The 18,504-nt window shown below is 63.5% G+C and carries 15 protein-coding genes; 3 read left to right on the forward strand and 12 right to left on the reverse strand.

Features of this window, described 5'->3' with window-relative positions:
* Positions 1-282 precede the first annotated feature (282 nt).
* A complete protein-coding gene (locus NCT32_RS21980) occupies positions 283-1,203 on the forward strand; it encodes a LysR family transcriptional regulator (RefSeq protein WP_250490525.1) in 921 nt (306 codons plus the stop codon).
* Here NCT32_RS21980 and NCT32_RS21985 read toward each other — a convergent pair.
* From NCT32_RS21985 to NCT32_RS22030, 10 genes are all read right to left on the reverse strand, one after another.
* Complete coding sequence (locus NCT32_RS21985) at positions 1,200-1,901, reverse strand: sterol desaturase family protein (RefSeq protein ID WP_061119001.1); 702 nt, start codon at positions 1,899-1,901, stop codon at positions 1,200-1,202. The two genes, NCT32_RS21980 and NCT32_RS21985, sit on opposite strands and share 4 nt — an antisense overlap.
* A gap of 62 nt (positions 1,902-1,963) precedes the next feature.
* Positions 1,964-3,340 (reverse strand): MFS transporter, encoded by a 1,377-nt coding sequence (locus NCT32_RS21990; RefSeq protein WP_061119086.1) that lies wholly within the window; start codon positions 3,338-3,340, stop codon positions 1,964-1,966.
* 94 nt (positions 3,341-3,434) lie between these two features.
* The gene (locus NCT32_RS21995) at positions 3,435-5,162 is read right to left on the reverse strand and encodes a GMC family oxidoreductase (protein ID WP_061119000.1); all 1,728 of its coding nucleotides are present in this window, start codon (positions 5,160-5,162) and stop codon (positions 3,435-3,437) included.
* Between the two features lie 29 nt (positions 5,163-5,191).
* Positions 5,192-5,998 (reverse strand): enoyl-CoA hydratase/isomerase family protein, encoded by an 807-nt coding sequence (locus NCT32_RS22000; RefSeq protein ID WP_061118999.1) that lies wholly within the window; start codon positions 5,996-5,998, stop codon positions 5,192-5,194.
* 6 nt (positions 5,999-6,004) lie between these two features.
* Positions 6,005-7,576, reverse strand: coding sequence for an AMP-binding protein (locus tag NCT32_RS22005; RefSeq protein ID WP_061118998.1), 1,572 nt, complete (start codon positions 7,574-7,576; stop codon positions 6,005-6,007).
* On the reverse strand, positions 7,569-8,114 hold the full coding sequence (locus NCT32_RS22010; protein ID WP_061118997.1) for a (2Fe-2S)-binding protein: 546 nt from the start codon (positions 8,112-8,114) through the stop codon (positions 7,569-7,571). The genes NCT32_RS22005 and NCT32_RS22010 overlap by 8 nt, the downstream gene beginning before the upstream one ends.
* A complete protein-coding gene (locus NCT32_RS22015) occupies positions 8,111-8,932 on the reverse strand; it encodes a xanthine dehydrogenase family protein subunit M (RefSeq protein WP_061118996.1) in 822 nt (273 codons plus the stop codon). The genes NCT32_RS22010 and NCT32_RS22015 overlap by 4 nt, the downstream gene beginning before the upstream one ends.
* Positions 8,929-11,952: a molybdopterin cofactor-binding domain-containing protein gene (locus tag NCT32_RS22020; RefSeq protein WP_061118995.1), complete on the reverse strand. Its 3,024-nt coding sequence runs from the start codon at positions 11,950-11,952 to the stop codon at positions 8,929-8,931. The genes NCT32_RS22015 and NCT32_RS22020 overlap by 4 nt, the downstream gene beginning before the upstream one ends.
* A complete protein-coding gene (locus tag NCT32_RS22025; RefSeq protein ID WP_061118994.1) occupies positions 11,949-12,569 on the reverse strand; it encodes a UbiX family flavin prenyltransferase in 621 nt (206 codons plus the stop codon). The genes NCT32_RS22020 and NCT32_RS22025 overlap by 4 nt, the downstream gene beginning before the upstream one ends.
* Entirely contained in the window at positions 12,562-14,064 is a 1,503-nt protein-coding gene (locus NCT32_RS22030; RefSeq protein ID WP_250490526.1) for a UbiD family decarboxylase, read from the reverse strand. Before NCT32_RS22030 ends, NCT32_RS22025 begins: the two co-directional genes overlap by 8 nt.
* A gap of 297 nt (positions 14,065-14,361) precedes the next feature.
* Here NCT32_RS22030 and NCT32_RS22035 point away from each other — a divergent pair, with 297 nt between their 5' ends.
* Both NCT32_RS22035 and NCT32_RS22040 read left to right on the forward strand, forming a co-directional pair.
* Positions 14,362-15,300: a LysR family transcriptional regulator gene (locus NCT32_RS22035; RefSeq protein WP_061118993.1), complete on the forward strand. Its 939-nt coding sequence runs from the start codon at positions 14,362-14,364 to the stop codon at positions 15,298-15,300.
* The gene (locus NCT32_RS22040) at positions 15,297-16,736 is read left to right on the forward strand and encodes an aldehyde dehydrogenase family protein (protein ID WP_061118992.1); all 1,440 of its coding nucleotides are present in this window, start codon (positions 15,297-15,299) and stop codon (positions 16,734-16,736) included. Before NCT32_RS22035 ends, NCT32_RS22040 begins: the two co-directional genes overlap by 4 nt.
* A 420-nt stretch (positions 16,737-17,156) precedes the next feature.
* Here the strand turns inward: NCT32_RS22040 and NCT32_RS37285 are convergent, their stop codons facing one another.
* Both NCT32_RS37285 and NCT32_RS22045 read right to left on the reverse strand, forming a co-directional pair.
* On the reverse strand, positions 17,157-17,321 hold the full coding sequence (locus NCT32_RS37285; RefSeq protein ID WP_250538949.1) for a DUF1214 domain-containing protein: 165 nt from the start codon (positions 17,319-17,321) through the stop codon (positions 17,157-17,159).
* Positions 17,322-17,919: 598 nt separating this feature from the next.
* A complete protein-coding gene (locus NCT32_RS22045) occupies positions 17,920-18,303 on the reverse strand; it encodes a hypothetical protein (RefSeq protein ID WP_061118990.1) in 384 nt (127 codons plus the stop codon).
* Between the last annotated feature and the right edge of the window lie 201 nt (positions 18,304-18,504).

Below are 18,504 nucleotides of genomic sequence, written 5' to 3' on the forward strand. Positions count from 1 at the left end.
GCCGCAACCAATGACACGCACAATGAAGTCGGTCCTGTTGCACTAACCGAGCACCCCGTTCTGCTTTGACAGGGGACGTCCAAAGCGTACCTTCGACGTCGGTGGCGAACAAACCGCCTGAACCATCCTTCAGTGGCGATAATGCGTGCATCCACTCGTCGCTTTCCATGTCGCGCAGGCGCGTTCCTGAGGGTTTTCGGCGGCTCGCCGCTGCGTTGATAGCATGCTTCGACCTGTGGCTACACTGGCAGTTTCCGGCTTTCCCCACCGCGATCGGGCATCATGGACCTCAAGCAAATCCAGTATTTCATCGCCCTCTTCGAGGATGGCTCTGCCACGCGCGCGGCCAAGCGCCTCAATATCGTGCAGCCCGCGCTCAGCATGCAGATTTCAAAGCTCGAAGCCGAACTGCGACAGAAGCTCTTCGAACGCGGCCCGCACGGCATGGCGCCGACCGAAGCGGCGCGCCTCATGTATCGCCTGTACACGCCGATCATGCGCGACATTGAGCACGCGCGCGAGCAGTTGAGCCGGCGCGACATGATCATCACGGGGCGCATTTCGCTCGGAATGGTGGCGTCGGAAGCGGAAAGCGTCTTGCCGGAGTCGCTCGCGAGGTTTGACGCGCTCTTTCCGCAAGTCGAGGTATCGGTGGCCGACGGCTTCAGCGCACAGCTCATCGATGCGGTCGAGGCAGGCCGGCTCGATGCCGCGATCATCAACAAGCCGCGCGGTCGCCTCGCGCTCGATGTCGAGCCGTTGCTGGTCGAGGAAATGGTGTTCGTGACGAGCGCCATACATGGCGTCGAGCTACCGCACGAGATCGATCTCGCGAATATGTCCGGGGTAGAACTCGTACTGCCAACGCGCCGCAACGGCCTGCGCGGCGCGCTCGACGCCGCGCTGATGGCCGCCGATATCGTCATCAAGCCGAAGTTCGAAATCGATCTGCTGAGCTCGATCGTGCAGTTCGTCGAGCAGGGAAATATCGCGACGATCCTGCCGCGCGTGGTCGTGCAGCGCAAGGTGGATGAAGGCGTGCTGCGCGCTCACACGATCACATCGCCGCCGATAGTGCGGCACATCATCCAGGTCACACATCCAAAGCGGCCGATCGGCCCCGCCGCACAGGCGCTCATCACGATTATCACTGACGAGATAAAGCGCGTGACGACGGGTGTTTTGGCAAAGCAAGTGCCTTAGCGGCTGCGTTCCAACGGTTCGCGCGCACGACTCGGAACGTCGCTTCGCGTGCCAAACAGCGTGTCGCAGATCGGGAACGTGAGGTTGAAGTTCTGTGTCGCCATCACTTCGGGATCGTGGTGTGTGGCGTGCAGGCGCCGCACTGTGTTGACGAGCGGAACGCGGTCGAGGAAGGGGCTGTCGGTGAAGTGTGAGAGCGTATGCAAGCCTTCGTACATCAGAAAGTACGCCGCCATCGTGAACAGCGCGATGTAGCCTGCGTTGCGAGAGAATACGAACCCGATCACGAGCGCGAACGGCACGGCCGCCAGCACGAACGCAACCGGCGCGAAAGGCGGAAACAGCAGCGCGCGCCAGTGACGGTGGCCCTTGTATTCAAGCGTCACATGCGTGAAGAACCGGTGATGGACCGCGCAATGGCGCTTGTAGATCATGCTGAAATACTTCGTCGGACGATGCAGCACGTAGCGGTGCGCCGCCCATTCCGCCCAGTTGCCGAACAGAAAGAGCGGAATGACCGCCAGCCATTCGGCGAGCGTCGGCGCATGAAGCTGCATCAGGCAATACACGATCACGCCGCCGGTGAAGAGCAATGTGAAGCCGAGGTGCATCTCGCCGCGATACCACCATGGCGTGGCATTGACATACTCGTCACGGAACTTGTAGGAACGCGCACGAACGTCTTCTTCGTATTTCATCGATGTCTCCAGCTGTTGTGAAAGGCGTGCGCCGGTTGGCGTCCGCCGTTATGTCCAATGACTCAGGAGGGACTGCGCGCGGAACCGCCTTCGAGCTTGCCAAGCGTCTCGGGCACGACGAATGCGCCCACGAGGAAGATCACGCTGATCGCGCCGATGAAGATGGCTAGCGTCATCGGCAGCTGGCTCGCGTCCTTCGCCACCAGCGACACGGCCGTCGGCATCATCCCGCCGATCGCGAAGCCGATATTCCAGGAAAGGCCCGTGCCGGTCGCGCGGATCGAGGTCGGGAAGCGTTCGTTCAGGAAGATCAGGATCGGCGCATATCCCGCGCTGCCAAGCGCGCTGAGAAGGACTGCATAGATGCCGACCATCATGATGCTGTCCGCGGTAGGCAGCAGCAAAAACAGCGCGGGCAACGCGACGAGCCGGATCAGCCCGATCCACACGAACGCACCCTTGCGGCCGATGAACGTGCTGAGGTGCCCTGCCGCGATCGATGCGATCACAACCGCGACGCTGCAGATCATCAGGATCGCCGCGGCCGCACCGTTGGGTGCGTGGCTGACTACCTTCAGGAACGTCGGCAGGTAGCCCGATGTCAGATAGTAGCCGCTGCCGCCGCCAATCGTCAGGAGCAGGTTGACGAAAAGGATCTTGCGATAGTCGCGCGAGAACAGCGTCTTGAGCGGCGAGCGCACAACTTCTACAGGCGCGCTCTTGACCTGCGCGGTCGCCCTCGCAGCCTTTTCGGCGGCGAGCTTCTTCCAGAGAGGCGACTCTTCAAGGCTGTTAAACACGAAGAGACCGAGCACCGAGCTGATGATGCCGGTGAAGAACATGCAGCGCCAGCCCCATACGTCAAAGGCATCGCCGGGGAAAAGCGCCGACATCGCGAGGAACGTTACCGAGGCGAGCAGCGCGCCGAGCCCTGCCCCGCCGCCGCCAATCAGTCCCGACACCGCGCCGCGATACTTCGGCGCGACGGATTCCGTTCCGATGGTATGCGTGGACGCAACCACGCCGCCGACGAACACGCCCTGGATGAGGCGCAGCAAGAGGAAGAGAATCGGCGCGAGCACGCCGGCTTGAGCGACGGTCGGCAGCAGGCCGAACGCGGCCGTCGACAGGCCGACGCCGACCACCGCCACGATCATCGCGCCTTTACGGCCACGGCGATCGGCGTAAGAACCGAAGAGCGCGGAGCCGAGCGGGCGCATCAGCAGTGTCACGGCGAACGATGCATAGACGGCGGCGAGAGAAAGCATCGCGTTTTCGGAGGGAAAGAAAAGACGCCCCACCACTGGCGCGACATATAAGAGCACGAACAGATCGAACAAGTCCAGTGCCCAGCCGAGACACGAAGCTACCACTGCGCCCATCACCTGTCGCTGATCGACAGCGGGTGCGGCGGCGCCATTTTGCGCTGCTACGGACATTTCCATCTCCTTGAATTCACCGGGCCATCTCTCGATCGACCCGGTGTTGAAGGCACGTTGTTATGGCGTGCTCTTATTGCCGTTAAGAAACTTGTCAGTGCGCGGCGGCGAGCGGCGTCGTTGTCCATGCGCTGCCTGCGCGTCTCCTGACCATTGCGTCGGCGATCTTTTCGGCAATCATGATGGTCGGGATATTGGTATTCGCCGAAGGCAGTCGCGGCATCAGCGATGCATCAACCACTCGCAAGCCTCGCGTTCCGTGCACTCTGCCCTCGGTGTCGGTCACGGCGCTGCGCTCGCGCGCGTCGCCCATGCGGCACGTTCCGCTTGCATGCCATACGCCAAAGACGTTCGCGCGGATGAAATCCGCGAGCGCGCGTTCATCGGCGAGCAGCTCGGAGATCCTGAGCCCCCGCGTGAAAAAGCGTTCGATCAGCAGGCGGCGAATCGGCGCGGGTGTATCGAGCAGCGTGCCGAGCACCGAAGTCAGCAGCGCGTTGCCCTCGCCAACACGGCTTAGCGCCTTCACGCGCGGCGAAAATGCCGCAGGAAAGAAATCGCGCTGATCGTGACCGAGGCCCGATGCCGCGACGATCTTCGCGAGCACCCGCACGCCGATCGCAAGCCGATCGAGGTCGCGTTCATCGTCGAGCAAATTGAGTTCGACACGCGGTGCGACCGCTGCATCGGATGAAACGAGCTGCACGCGGCCTCGCGAATACGGCCGGTTGCACCAGAGAAAGAAGAGACCAAGCCGGTTGCCGAGCGAATGCCATGCGGCACGCGTCGCGCTCGACAGATACAGATCCGACGATTCGCCGCCATCGACGCCCGACGTGAAACGAGCCGCCGTCATGCTTGCGCGCCGCCGGGAAAGCGGCATACGAAAGCGCGGTTCGAGAAAATGGCAGAAGGTGAGCGACGGATGATCCTGCAGATTGCGCCCGACGCCTGGCAGGTCGACGCGGCATCCAATGCCGAGCTCGCCGAGCTCGTGCTCCGAACCGATGCCCGCGCGCATCAGCAACGCGGGCGACTGGAGCGCGCCTGCACAAATGACGACCTCATCGGCGAAGAGACGCACCCGCTCGCCGTTCGGCGCCACCGCGACCACGCCCTGAGCAGCGGTCCCTTCCATCACGATTCGCTCGACACGCAGGTTCGAATAGACAGTGAGATTGGGCCGCTTGCGTGTCGCTTCGTCGAGGTACGCGACAGCGGTAGACACGCGTTTGTCGTCGATATTTGAGAACGCCCCCGGGAAAAAGCCATCGCCGAACTCGGCATTCTGGTCCTGCAAGGCGGCGAAGCCGTTCGCACGCAGACCATCGGCGAACGCGTGACAGAACGGGGGCCAGTTTTCCGGCATGATGCGGCGGATCGGCACTGGACCATCGCTGCCATGCAACGCCCCGGAGGGGAAATTCACATCACGCTCGAGCTTGCGAAAATAGGGCAGCACGTCGTCCCATGCCCAGCCCGGCGCGCCATTTTCGGCCCACTCGTCGTAGTCGCGCGGCAGGCCGCGATTCGCCGACTGCACGTTGATACTCGACCCGCCGCCCATCACACGGCCCTGCTCATACACGCGCGGCGCCGATGTCTTTGTCGCCTTCGCTTTCAGATCCGGCCAGATGTAGGTATCGCCGCAAAAGACGGGCATTGGATAGCTGTCGAGGATATGCGCGGGCACCGCGCCCGGCGGCGTATCCGCGCCCGCCTCGACCAACGCGACGCGCAGCGACGGCACCGCCGACAGTCGATGCGCGAGCACGCATCCCGCCGATCCGCCACCGATGATCACGTAGTCGAAACGTTCCATTGCCTGTCTCCTCGTCTCTTGCTGGCTTCTCAGGAACCGCGGAACGCGGGATTGCGCTTGCCGTGGAACGCTTCGACGCCTTCACGGAAATCGTCCGAGGTTCGCAGACGGCTATAGCAATGCCCTTCGAGTTCGATCGCGATCGAGAGCGGCGCATCTTCGGAATCGTTGAGCAGCTTCTTCGCCGTGCGTTGCGCGAGCGGCGAGAACGTCCGCAACTCGTTCACGAGTGCATCGGTGGCAGTTTCCAGTTCCGCATCCGGCACGCACTCGACCGCGATGCCCCACTCGTACGCCTGCTTGCCCGGTATGCGGCGCGAGCGCATCACGATGTCCTTGGTCCTGCCGATGCCGACCATCTGCTGCAAGCGCGCCGATCCGCCCGAGCCCGGAATCTGCCCGAGCTTCTGTTCGGGCAGTGCATAGAATGTGGTCTCGGTCGCTATGCGGAAGTCGCACGCAAGTGACAACTCGAAGCCCACGCCGAAGCAGAAACCGCGATTGGCCGCGATCACCGGCTTCGAGCAGCGCGCGGGCGCCGCGATATTCCAGGCGAGCTTCGAGACATGCTCGGGCGAAGCTTCGAGAAAGCCCTTGATGTCGCCGCCGCTCGAAAAGTGCTCGCCCTTCGCGCGCACGACGATGACGCGCACGCGATCGTCTTCGTCGAGCGCTTCGAACGCGGCGCGCAACTGGTCGCGCGCGTGCATCGAGATCACGTTGAACGGCGGGCGATGCAGGATGATGTCGGCGCGCTCGCGCCCGGCGTCGATCTCGATCGAGAAGCCGTCGAGGTCCTTTAGCAGTGCCTGGCCGCGATGGATCAAATCGGTCATGGTGGTCTACTCCTTCGTGATTTCGGTGTGGTGTGCAGCGGATGCGGACGAACCGTCATCGCATTGATATTCGCCTGCGGATAGCTTGCGGCGCAGGATCTTGCCGACCGGCGATTTCGGGATGTCGTCAACGAACACGTAATCGCGCGGACGCTTGAAGTTGACCAGGTCCGACTCGCGGCACCATGCGTCGAGCGCGGCTGAATCGACGTAGTCACGGCGCTTGATGAACGCGACCACGCGCTGGCCCCAGCGCTCGTCCTTCACGCCCGCGACGGCCACTTCATCGACCGACGGATGCAGCGAAAGCACCGATTCGATATCGACCGGCGAGATGTTCTCGCCGCCGCTGATGATCATGTCGTCGACTCGTCCGGAAACGTAAAGGTCGCCGTCTTGGTCGAAGTAGCCGGTGTCGCCGGTGAAGTACCAGCCTTCGCGAAGCGACTTCGCGTTGGCATCGGGGCGGTTCCAGTAGCCTTCGAACGCTTCGTCGCCGAGCAGGTCCGCGATGATCTGGCCTTCCTCGTTCACCGGCGCGAGATCGTCGGGCGACTTCGCATCGAGCTTCACGACGCGAAGTCGCGTGTTGATGCCCGCACGTCCCGCGCTGCCCGGCTTTTTCGTCGCGTCCTGGTCGATGCTGAACGTGTAGACCTCGGACGAGCCGTAGTGGTTGACGAACAGTTCCGGCGCGAACGCGGCCGAGAGGCGCTTGAGCAGGCCATCGTTCATCGGCGCTCCCGCGAAGCCGAGCTTCTTTACCGACGAGGTATCGATGTTCGCGAAGGCGGAATCGGCGAGCAGGTCGTGATAAAGCGTCGGCACGAGATACAGGCACGTGAGGCTGTGCTTTGCGATGGAGTCGAGCGCGAGCCGCGCGTTCCAGCGCCGCACACAGACGAAGAGACCATCGACGAGCGCCATCGAGAGCAGCGAGCGCACGCCCATCGTGTGATAGAGAGGCATGACCCCGAGCGTGCGTTCGCCGTGCCGGTACAGGTTCTGCGCGACATGCGCGAGCGCGCCCGCGCGTTCGTGCCGGTGACGGCGCGGCACGCCCTTCGCCTTTCCGGTCGTGCCCGATGTGTAGAGGATCAGCGAGAAATCGTCTGCATTCGCGTCGGTGGTCTCGCCTGCATGCGTGCGTTCGACGAGCAGCGCGTCAAAGGAGGTCGTGCGGCCTTCTGCATCATCGAGTCCGATGCGCGGCACGTTTTGCGCCGCGCTGCTTTGCATGACGGCATCCGCGCACACCGGTTCGAAGACGATTGCCTTCACGTCCGCGTCAGTCACACAGTAGTCGAGTTCGTCGGGTTTGGCGCGCCAGTTGAGCGGCACGATCACGATGCCTGCGAACTGGCAGGCCCAGTGCAGCGTCGCCATTTCCCAGCGGTTTTGCAGCACGACGAGCAGCCGGTCGCCGCGTGAGAGACCGAGTTCGCGCAAGCCATCGGCGACATCAAGGATGACGCGGTGCCACTGCGCATAGGTGAATTGCAATTCTCCATCGACGAGCGCGAGCGCATGCGGGCTGCGCTCGACGCTTTGCAGGAACGTGCGGCCGAGATCAAGCATGCTCGACCTCCTCGCCTTGTTCGCTGCGGATGCGACCATTGCGACGTGCCGCAACGTCGAGCACCGCCTGGACAATCGGCGTGTAGCCGGTACATCGGCAGATATGGCCCGAGAGCATCTCGCGCACCTGCTCTTCACTCGGATCGGGCACGCGTTGCAGATAGTCCGCACACGACATCAGGATGCCCGCGGTGCAGAAGCCGCACTGCAGCGCGTGATGCCGCTGGAACGCCTGCTGCAAGTCGCCGAGCGTCTGATCGGGTGCGAGACCCTCGACCGTATCGACACGCCTTCCCTGCACTTGCACCGCGAGCATCAGGCACGAACGCGCCGCGACGCCGTCGATGTGCACCGTGCACGCGCCGCACACGCCGTGTTCGCAGCCGACATGCGTCCCGATCGCGCCGAGCTCGTGCCGAATGAAGTCCGACAGCAGTTCGCGCGGCTCGCAATGGCCGCTGCGTTCGCGGCCGTTGAGCGTCAGCGTCACGCGCTGCGCTTCGCCTTGCCGCAGGATGTTCGTCGATGTCTTGCTCACTTCGCCTCCTCAATCACGCGCCATCCGAGTTGCCGGACCAGATGCCGGCGATACTTCGCGCTGATGTGGGCGTCGTCCTGCGCGCCCAGCTTCCAGCTCAAATCGTTCAATGCCCCGCGCAGGTCGTCGCCTGAGAGGCGCGGCCAGCGTTCGACCGTCGGCCGGTCCGCAACGCCGCCCACCGCGATGCGGATCGCGTCGTCCGTCACGACCGCCGCGCACGCGACCATCGCGAAGTCGCCGTGACGGGCGGAAAATTCGGTGAACGCGTAACGCTCGCCCGGCTTCTTCAGCGGAAAGCGCACGGACTCGACGAGTTCGTCCGGTTCGCGCGCCGTCATCAACATGCCTTGAAAGAAGTCCTGCGCCGCAAGCACGCGCTTTTTCTTCGTCGAGCGCAACGTCACGTCGCCGCCGAGCACGGCAAGCACGAGCGGCAGTTCGGCGCTCGGGTCCGCATGCGCGATCGAACCGCATACGGTCCCGCGATTGCGGATCTGAAAATGCGAGATATGCGGGAACGCCATCGCGAGCATCGGCACTTCGTTGCCCAAGCTCTTGCGCCATTCGACGCTCCCTTGCGTCGCCGCCGCGCTCACGCGCAATTGCCCCGTCTTGTCGTCGGCATGAACCTCGTTCAGTTCTTCCGTACGCGAGATGTCGACGAGCACGCGCGGTTGCGCGAGCCGCATGTTGAGCACCGCCATCAGCGACTGGCCGCCCGCGAGCACGCGCGCGTCCTCGCCGAATCGAGCGAGCGCATCGAGTGCTTCGTGCGTCGACATGGCGCGCAGATAGTCGAACGGGGCGGGCTTCATGTGCGGCTCCTGAAACGCGCGATGACGCGTGAAATCCATGAACCGCCCGCCTGCACCGGCCGGCCGGCGGCCTGTCTTCCGAGCGATTCGAAGAGTTGCTTGAGCACTACTTTCGCCGCGCCTTCGAGCATGCGGCCGCCGACCGCCGCGACCTTGCCCGACACCTGCGCTTCGTAGTCGTAGGACAGCCGCGTGCCGTGGTCAGTGGGCGTGAGCTCGACGAGCCCGTTGCCGCGCGCGCTGCCCAGCGGCGAGATGCCCGCGCCCGAAAGCCGCAGCCGATGCGGCGCGTCGATCTCCGACAAACCGATGCGCGCTTCAAAGCGCGCCTTGATCATGCCGACGCCGACCGTCACATCCGCGCGATACTGGTTCGGCGCCGTCTCGTCGAGCGCATGGCAGCCGGGGATGACCTTCGCGAGCGCTTGCGGGTTCAGCAAGACGGCGAAGACCGCTTCGGGCGTCGCGGGCAAATCGACCGTGCCTTGCGCCGTCAGCGCCTTGCCGCCCGGCGTCGCGGGCTTCTTCGCGGGCGCGTCGCGCAGTTCGGGCCGCGACGGCTCGGGGTCGTCGATGCCGATCAGCGCCATCACTTTCGACGGCGTGAGCGGCAGGCGAATATCGTCGACCCCGAGCGCATCGGCGACGGCATTCGCGATGCACGGCGGCGTACTCATGTTGTTGCCCTCGCCGAGACCTTTCGCGCCGAGCGGCGTGAACGGCGACGGCGTTTCCAGATGCACGATCACCGGATCGGGCACTTCGCAGGTAGTCGGCATCAGGTAGTCGGCGAGCGTGCCGGACTGGAAACTGCCGTCCGCGCCATAGCGGAACTCTTCCATCAACGCCGCGCCGAGACCTTGTGCGAACGCGCCGCGAATCTGGCCGTCGGCGAGTGCGGGGTTCAGCAGCGTGCCGGCATCGTGCGCGGTCACGTAGCGGTCGATTCGCACGCGGCCCGTCGCGCGATCCACTTCGACGCCGCACATATCGAACGCGAATCCATAGGCCGCCGACGTGTTGATGCGATCGTTCTCGTCGGGCGCCTCCATGTTCGGGGGCGTCCAGAAGACGGTCTCGCGCAAGCCTGGTTCCTCGCCTTCGGGCAGGAGCGCGGGCGCCCAATGCGGCGCGTTGCTCGCGATGCGCGGAAACGGCAGCGCGCGATCCTCGGCGCCCTTCGGGTAGATGCGCGCGCCATCGAAGCAGACTTCCTCGGGCGCGCAGCCGAACTGTTTCGCGACGATGCGCGAAAGCTTGTCGCGCACCCGTACCGCGGCGAGATGCACGGTGCCCGCCACCGCTCCCGCAAAGCGGCTCGAATAGTTGCCCGACGCGACGGACCACGCGTCCTTGTGCGTGTCGAACTCGACGTTCACAACGATGTCTTTCGGATCGAGCCCGAGCACATCCGCGACGACTTGCGCGCACACGGTCATGTGGCCCTGCCCCGCCGGCGTCGACGCCACCGTCACGACCACGCCGCCGAGCAGATCGACGCTCACCGTCGCGCTTGCGATCGCGCCGCTCTTCGGACCGGCTTTCCTGCGCGCTTCGGCGGGCATCACGGTCGTGATGTAGCCCATGTTGGACATGGAAGGCTCGACGATCGCCGCAAAGCCGATGCCGTATAACCGCCCTTCGCCGCGCGCCGCCTCGCGCCGCGCGACGAGTGCGTCGTAGCCGCCGTCCGCGAGCGCGCGGCGCAACACTTCCTGAAAGTTCCCCGAGTCGAGCAGCGCGCCCGCCGCCGCGCGATATGGAAATGCATCGGCAGGAACGAAGTTGCGCCGGTATACGTCGAGCACGTCGAGCTTCAGCTCGATCGCGATGCGCTGCATCAGCCGTTCGAGCGCGAAGTAGACCTGCGGACCGCCGAAGCCACGCACGAGCCCGGTCGGCGTCTTGTTGGTCAGCACGACGCGATTGCGCACGACGAGGTGGTCGATGGCATACGCGCCCGTCAGGCAGCCGTGCATCCGGTAGAACGTCGCGGGTTCCGGCGCGCGTACGTAGCCGCCGACATCTTCGAGCTGATCGTATGAAAGCGCAGTAATGCGTCCGTCGTTTTCGACGGCGGCTTCGATCGTGGAGAAGCGCGCGGTCGCCGAAGTTGCCGCGCTCAGATGCTCCAGCCGGTCCTCGACCCACTTCACCGGCGCGCCCGCCTTGCGCGATGCAAGGCACATCAGCACGACATAGGGAAACACCGCCTGCTTCACGCCGAAGCTGCCGCCCGAATCGCGCGGCGCCTTGTGACGCAGACGATTCGCCGGCACGTTCAGCGCCATCGCCATCACGGCGTGCAGCGAAAACGGCCCCATGAAGTTCGAGGTGACGTCGTAGCCTTCGTTGCCCGACAGATACTCAGCGATCACCACGCCGCATTCGATCGGCGCACACGTGTTGCGCGGGTAGTGTGCGACTGACTTCACGCGATGCGGCGCCTTTTCAAACGCTGCTTCGGGATCGCCGTAGCGAAAATGCCGGTCGCTGATGACGTTCGTGCCGACGCGGTCGTGCAGCACCGGCGCATCGTCCTTGATCGACTCTTCGATCGATGTCACCGGATCGAGCATCGCGTATTCGACCTTGATGAGATCGAGCGCATCTTCGGCAAGCGCCCGCGATTCGGCCATCACCACGGCCACCGGCTCGCCGACATAACGCACGCGATCCATCGCGAGCGACCATTGCTCCATGGGGGACTTCACGCCGACGACAAACGGCCGCGACCATGCGCGCAGATCGTCGCGCGTAAGGACCGCGCGAACGCCCGGCAGCTTCGACGCCGCCTGCGCATCGATCGATACGAGCTCCGCATGCGCGTGCGGCGAGCGCAGCACGGCCGCGTGCAATGTGCCGGGCTTGATCGCGATGTCGTCGCCGTAGCGGCCGCGGCCCGTCAGGATCGCGGGATCTTCGAGGCGCTGCATCGAACGGCCGACGTGGCGCTTCGCAAATGGCGCCTGCTTGGCGCGCGCCTCGATATGTGCGAAAGAAGTCTCGCGCTGGTTCATCGCGCGGCTCCTTGTTCGCAGCTTGCGAACTCGTCGGCGAGACCGCTCCAGCGCCGCGCGATCTCGCCGTGCTCGATGCCGAATAAATCCAGAATGCGGCCGACCGTGTGATCGACCACGTCTTCGATCGTCTTCGGATGCGCGTAGAACGCGGGCACCGGCGGCATAACGATTGCGCCCATCTCGGTGGCGAGCGTCATGTTGCGCAGATGCGCGAGGTTCAGCGGCGTTTCGCGCGCCACTAACACGAGGCGGCGGCGCTCCTTGAGCATCACGTCGGCGGCGCGCGTGAGCAGGTTGTCGGCGAAACCGTTGGCGACGCCTGCGAGCGTCTTCATCGAACACGGCGCGATCACCATGCCCTCGGTCAGGAACGAGCCGCTCGCCACCGCCGCGCCGATGTCGCGCACATTATGAACGACGTCGGCGAGCGCATCGAGGTCGCCGCGTCCGAGGCCAAGTTCCTGCGCCGCCGTGACCGCACCCGACGCCGACACGATCAGATGCGTCTCGTGCGTGCCGAGCCGGCGCAGCGCGGCGAGCAGGCGCACGCCGATCGCGGCGCCGCTCGCGCCCGAGATGCCGACCACGATGCGCGACTTGTTTCGCTCAGTCATGGTCGCGGCCCAGGTAAGCTTCGAAAGCGGCGTTGTCGCCGGCGACGAGCGCGTCGAGTTCGACCGTGTCCTGCCCGGGAATGCGAACGCGCGTAAACACGTGTTCTGGATAGACCACGGGGCGCGTCGCGTCGAGACCCATCTTTGCGCTCACACCTTGCAGATGCGGCGGCGCGTCCGCCGGTTGGCCCACTGTCGTTGAGGGATCGAGCGGCGAACCCTGTGCCCCCTCGATCACGACGAGATCGCGATCGGCCTGAAAGCGCGTCGCGATCGCCCATTCGATTTCGGCGGGATCGTGCACGTCCACATCGGTATCGACGACGACGACCTGCTTGATGTCGTAATGCGCGCCGAACGCGCACAGGATCACGTTCTTCGCTTCGCCTTCCCGCTTCTTTTCGAACTGCACCCAGAGGTGATAACGACACACGCCGCCAACCGACAGATGCACATCCGTGACACCCGGATGGCTGCGTCGCAGATGCGCGAGGAGCGTCGCTTCGCGGGGAATCCCGCCGAGTAACAGATGTTCCATCTCGGCGGGCACGATCGTATGAAAGACCGGATCGCGGCGATGCGTGACTGCCGTCACCTCGATCACCTCGCGCGCTTCCTTCGCGCTGTAATACTTCGGGAATTCGCCGAACGGGCCTTCCGGCTCGCGCACGTTCGGCAGAATGCGTCCTTCGATGACGATCTCGGCGAACGCCGGCACATGCACGCCGCTCGTCACGCATGTCACAACCGGCAGCGGCGCGCCATGCAGCGCTCCGGCGATCTCCAGTTCGTCGTGATCGATCGGCGTGATCGCCTGCGAAGCGAGCATCGTCAGCGGATCCACGCCGATCGCGACGGCCACGTCGAGGGCATCGCCCGCTTCCTCCGCGGCTTTCTGGAACGCGTACAGATGACGCGGCAGGAGCAGGATCGCCATGCGGTCCGGGCCGTGCACCTGAATGCGGTTGATCGACACGTTCTGCACGCCGGTGCGCGGATTGCGCGCAATGACGAGACCCGCCGTGATGTACGGGCCGTTGTCGTGTTCGCTGTGGGTGGGAATCGGCAGCAATGCGTGCAGGTCGATGCCGTTCGTATGAACGATCTCCTGACAGGGCGCGTTTGCGCGATCGACCACCCTCGATGCGATCGGCTGCGCGACCGCCGCAGAAAAGCGCGCGAGCAGGCCCGCTTCCTGCACGCCCAGCGCCTCCGCGATCCAGCCGCGCTTCGACATGAAGCCGGAGACGACCGGCACGCCCTTGCCGCCGGGCTGCGTAAAGAAAGCGGCCTGCGTACCGTCGAGCCGTTTGGCGATCGCGGCGAGTTCGTGTTCGAGCGCAACTGGCCGCTCGATGGTCGCGAGGCGGCCGGTCTTCGCGAGATGCGCGAGCCAGTCGCGCAGCGTGAGCGCTGACGTCTCTGAACGATTCGAAGCCCACGGAAGAGCAAAGGTGGAAGAGGTGCCGTGCGTAGCGGCATCGCGAATATTCATCTGCGTCTCCATCGGTCCCCTGCGTTTTTGCGGCCGGAGCGCCGCGGCAAGGGATGAAATGAAGCGTAGCGAGATAGCGATATAACTTCTAATACTGTTTTTTGATGCGTTGAATCATTAATGTTGATATCAGCGTTAGCCCCAATGACACAGGTCTTTCGGACCGATATCAATACACCGGTGATGTCTCGACGCACGGCCGCGCATTGCGCGAAATGGCCGGAATCTAATGCCGCGCCGATGAGTGATAACGCGATCTCACGTCATTAGGCTTACTGATACGAATCCGAACCAAAAATGGACCTCAAGCAAATCCAGTACTTCATCGCACTCTTCGAGGACGGGTCGGTCACGCGCGCGGCCAAACGGCTGAACATCGTGCAGCCCGCACTCAGCATGCAGATCGCGAAGCTGGAAGAAGAGTTGCACCAGCAATTGTTCGAGCGCGGCGCGCATGGCATGGCGCCGACCGCCGCCGGACGGCTGATGTATCGCCTCTTTCTACCGATCATGCGCGACCTTGCGCACGCGCGGCAGCAGCTTCAGCAGCGCGACGAAGTAGTGACGGGGCATGTGAACATCGGGCTCATCGCATCGGTGACGGAGAGCGTGCTTGCCGATTCGCTCTCGCGCTTTCATGCGCGTTATCCGCATGTGGAAGTGACGGTGGCGGACGGCTTCAGCGCGACCTTCATTGACTGGGTCGCGGGTGGGCAACTCGATGCGGCCCTCATCAACAAGCCCCGCGCGCGCCTGTCGCTGGATTCTCAGACGCTGCTCGATGAAGAAATGGTGCTGGCGACGAGCGTGCAGCACGGCCCAGACCTGCCGCACACGATCGAGCTTGCGCAGTTGCCCGAACTCGAACTCGTCTTGCCGACCAAGCGCCACGGCCTGCGCGGCGTGCTCGATACCGCCGCGCAGCACGAAGACGTGCTGCTTGCGCCGCGTTTCGAAATCGACGTGCTCAGCACGATCGTGAAGCTCGTAGAGAGCACGCGCTTTGCGACGATCCTGCCGCGCATCGCCGTTGGGCGGGCCGTGCAGCGCGGGACATTGCGGGCCTATCCGATTCTCGCGCCGCGCATCGTGCGGCATATCGTGCGCGTGAGCCATCCGCGCAGACCGTTGTCCGCTGCGGCCGAGGCGCTGATCGAGATCATCGCCGACGAACTTCATCGCGTGTCGGACGCATCCGGCACAAACGCCCCTCTTATCTCCAAGGAAACTGCATGAAAGCACCACACTGGATAGCCGGCGCATGGGTCGGCGTGCTGTCGGTGGACAGCATCGACCCCGCTACGGGCGAAAGCATCGGCCAGTTCGCCGACGGCGGGGCGCCGGAAGCCGATGCGGCCATCGCCGCGGCACGGAACGTGTTCGACCGCACGACGTGGGCACAGGACGCGCGTTTGCGTCAGGACGTGCTGCTCGCATGGGCCGGCGCACTCGATGCGCAACGCGAGCCGCTTGCGACCCTTCTCACGCGCGAAAACGGCAAGGCTATCGCGCAATCGCGCGGCGAGATCGCCGCCGCGATTTCCGAAGTCCGATACTACGCGGGACTCGCCCGGCACATCGCCGGCCACGTGCTTGAATCCGAACCGGGAACGATCTCGACGATGCTGCGCGAAGCCGCTGGCGTCGCGGCCATCTTTGTGCCCTGGAATGCGCCCGCAGTGTTGCTCGTCCGCTCGCTCGCGCCGGCGCTCGCCGCTGGCTGCACCGCAATCGTCAAATCCGCCGCACAGACCCCCCTGATCATCGCAGCCATGCTGCGCTGCTTCGAGCAAACCGCGCTGCCGAAGGGCGCAGTGAACCTCGTCAACGAGATCGGCTATGCGGCGGGCGAACGGCTGGTCGAGTCGCATGACGTGGACGTGGTGAGTTTCACCGGATCGACCGCAACGGGCAAGAAGATCATGGCGGCGGCCGCCGAAAGCATGAAGAAGCTTTCGCTGGAACTCGGCGGCAAGTCGTGCTGTGTCGTCTTCGAGGATGCCGACGTCGCCGCGATCGCGCCGCGTATCGCGCGCGCCGCGACGATCATCTCGGGTCAGCAATGCACTGCTGCGCGCCGGGTACTCGTGCATGCCCGGCGAGCGGCCGAGATGCGCGAGCATCTCACCAGTGCGCTCGAAGCGCTGAAAGTGGGCGAAGGCATCAACGAGGCAATGGACATCGGTCCGCTCATCGACGCGGCCACGCGGGACGCGGTCGATCAAACCATTGCGCGCGCATGCGACGAAGCCGATCGCATATTGCTGCGCGGCACGCGCTCAGGACACGCGTACCTCTCGCCGACGCTTGTCGAGCACAGCGACCCAAAAGCGTTCTTCTGCCAGGAGGAAATCTTCGGACCGTTCGTCACGCTTGAGACGTTCGACACTGAAGCGCAGGCAATCGATAAAGCCAACGACACCGTATTTGGCCTCTCCGCGAGCGTTTGGACCAACGACGGCGCGCGCGCCTTTCGCATCGCACGCGCGCTGCGCAATGGCACGGTGTGGATCAACGATCACAACAAGCTCTTTGCCGAAGCGGAAACGGGCGGTTACCGGCAAAGCGGTCTCGGCCGCCTGCACGGCTACGACGCCCTCGCCGACTTCACGGAAATAAAGCACATCTGCATGCCGGCAGGCGTCGCTGATGGCGTGACACCGCTACGTTGAGTACGCTGGCGGGCGCTCAATTCCGCCTGCTCCTGGATCAGTCGGGTTGATCAATGTGCGAACGCCTGCCAGCACATAGCGAGCGCCGATCTTAGCCTTGTCGAGCGTGTGAGGCCCGGCTCCGTATTGAGTCGTGGTGTATTGATCCTCGCTGATGATTTGCAGCGACATGAACCGGTTGCCGGAATCGGGTAACGTCACTGTCACTGATCCGGCATCCAGATCGATATACGACTCGAATACAGTGTGTCTCGGCTGCCTCGAATGACCGGTTGTTTATCAATCGGCAGCAAGTCGCGTATATGATTCCATCCTCCGAATCAACCGCTCTTCACGGAATTAGCGAAGTAGCGGTCGGTTTCCGCACGAACGAATTTGTCAACCGTGACTGGCACCGTGTCTTCGGAAAATCCTTCATACTCACGGTGCGGCTACCTCCACGACGTCTGGCAAGACCCAGGTCTTGTCAAACAAAGGCGGCTTGGGTCCGTAGAAGCGCATCATGATTTCCCACTCCTTGCCGGCAACGGTTGGAATCCAGTTCGACTCTTTCCCTGTCGGCCCGCCTTGATCAGAGCCTGCCACATCAGGTCGAAGTTGACAGCAGGCATCGCCCAGATAACCGTTTCCGTCGCCCTACTGCGAAACAGGTGTTCTTCGACCGGGTCTGTGCAGTTTGGCCGACTGCGACAAAACTTGAAAGGCTGAGGTAGACAACTGCATTTTAGCCGGGAACGGTCGGCTGACGATCGACATCGCTGGAACTCATTCGCCGTCTCAACGCCTCTTGTCGCCGGTTGAACCACCGCTCAATCGACCCTTTGTTGTCTACGCGTCTGACGGCAATTGGCTGCATGCGGTCCGATGTTGAAACGAACAGAGTTACTTCGCTCGGCTCGGTCCGCGTAAGGCCGAAGAGGGTCGCGATGGAATGGACACAGTCCTCCCTTCGGGAATTGAGCATCGTTGAGGCGTCCAAATAGAACGGCATCAATGTGCCAAAGTGGGGTGGCGACACAACCACTTGAGGAACGGAGACCCAGATGAATGCCATGACATACAGACTCGACATTGCAAAACGGGTGTTCAACTGATCGGATGCCGGGTTAAACAAGGCAGCGTCGTCTTCGCCGTCGCCTGATAACTTGCATACCCTCAAGCGCCCAGGTTCGCCCACCCAACGTTACTGTATCGGCGGAACTGTGCCGAGCTTTTCCGCGAGCATCCGCTCATAGACGCCAAAGTGGAGGTCGACTTCCTCCTGCGTGACCGCCTCGACAAAGATGTTGATCTGATCCGGCATGAGGCCCATGACGGTGGCTATCGCCGCTTCAAGCTGCGGCGCGCACACGCGGTCGTCCGCCATCGTGGTGCCTATCCTGATGTCGTATTCCTTCTCTTGCCGGAAGACGATCTCCACGATGCGCGCCCGCGCGCTCATGTTGTGATCAACCGCCAGGCGAGTGACCTCCGCTAACCGGTGCATGATCTCGCTAGGGAAGCCTTTCGTTGAGCGCAGTTTGATGCGATGTCTTCCAAGGGTGATCCAGTCCGTATCGAATTCCACGACTTACCTCCTACGAGCTAGGTGGCAGGATTGTATGGTCCGACAGGCAGATTTCAAGTGAGATTACCGGCATATGACCGCGAGGCAACCGTGGACATTGTCGAAGGCGCGCACGTGGTCACCCTTCAGGCTGACCTTCCAGGTGTATCGAAAGATTGACCGGAAAGTTAAAGCGCAAGACGCTCTTGCCAAGCTTGTCGC

This window comes from Caballeronia sp. INML2 (assembly GCF_023631365.1).
Taxonomy (GTDB): domain Bacteria; phylum Pseudomonadota; class Gammaproteobacteria; order Burkholderiales; family Burkholderiaceae; genus Caballeronia; species Caballeronia turbans.

Excerpts from the sequence above, each read along its gene's own strand:
- NCT32_RS21980 (WP_250490525.1), top strand. The coding sequence starts at position 283 with ATGGACCTCAAGCAAATCCAGTATTTCATCGCCCTCTTCGAGGATGGC.
- NCT32_RS21985 (WP_061119001.1), bottom strand. The coding sequence starts at position 1,901 with ATGAAATACGAAGAAGACGTTCGTGCGCGTTCCTACAAGTTCCGTGAC.
- NCT32_RS21990 (WP_061119086.1), bottom strand. The coding sequence starts at position 3,340 with ATGTCCGTAGCAGCGCAAAATGGCGCCGCCGCACCCGCTGTCGATCAG.
- NCT32_RS21995 (WP_061119000.1), bottom strand. The coding sequence starts at position 5,162 with ATGGAACGTTTCGACTACGTGATCATCGGTGGCGGATCGGCGGGATGC.
- NCT32_RS22000 (WP_061118999.1), bottom strand. The coding sequence starts at position 5,998 with ATGACCGATTTGATCCATCGCGGCCAGGCACTGCTAAAGGACCTCGAC.
- NCT32_RS22005 (WP_061118998.1), bottom strand. The coding sequence starts at position 7,576 with ATGCTTGATCTCGGCCGCACGTTCCTGCAAAGCGTCGAGCGCAGCCCG.
- NCT32_RS22015 (WP_061118996.1), bottom strand. The coding sequence starts at position 8,932 with ATGAAGCCCGCCCCGTTCGACTATCTGCGCGCCATGTCGACGCACGAA.
- NCT32_RS22020 (WP_061118995.1), bottom strand. The coding sequence starts at position 11,952 with ATGAACCAGCGCGAGACTTCTTTCGCACATATCGAGGCGCGCGCCAAG.
- NCT32_RS22025 (WP_061118994.1), bottom strand. The coding sequence starts at position 12,569 with ATGACTGAGCGAAACAAGTCGCGCATCGTGGTCGGCATCTCGGGCGCG.
- NCT32_RS22030 (WP_250490526.1), bottom strand. The coding sequence starts at position 14,064 with ATGAATATTCGCGATGCCGCTACGCACGGCACCTCTTCCACCTTTGCT.
- NCT32_RS22035 (WP_061118993.1), top strand. The coding sequence starts at position 14,362 with ATGGACCTCAAGCAAATCCAGTACTTCATCGCACTCTTCGAGGACGGG.
- NCT32_RS22040 (WP_061118992.1), top strand. The coding sequence starts at position 15,297 with ATGAAAGCACCACACTGGATAGCCGGCGCATGGGTCGGCGTGCTGTCG.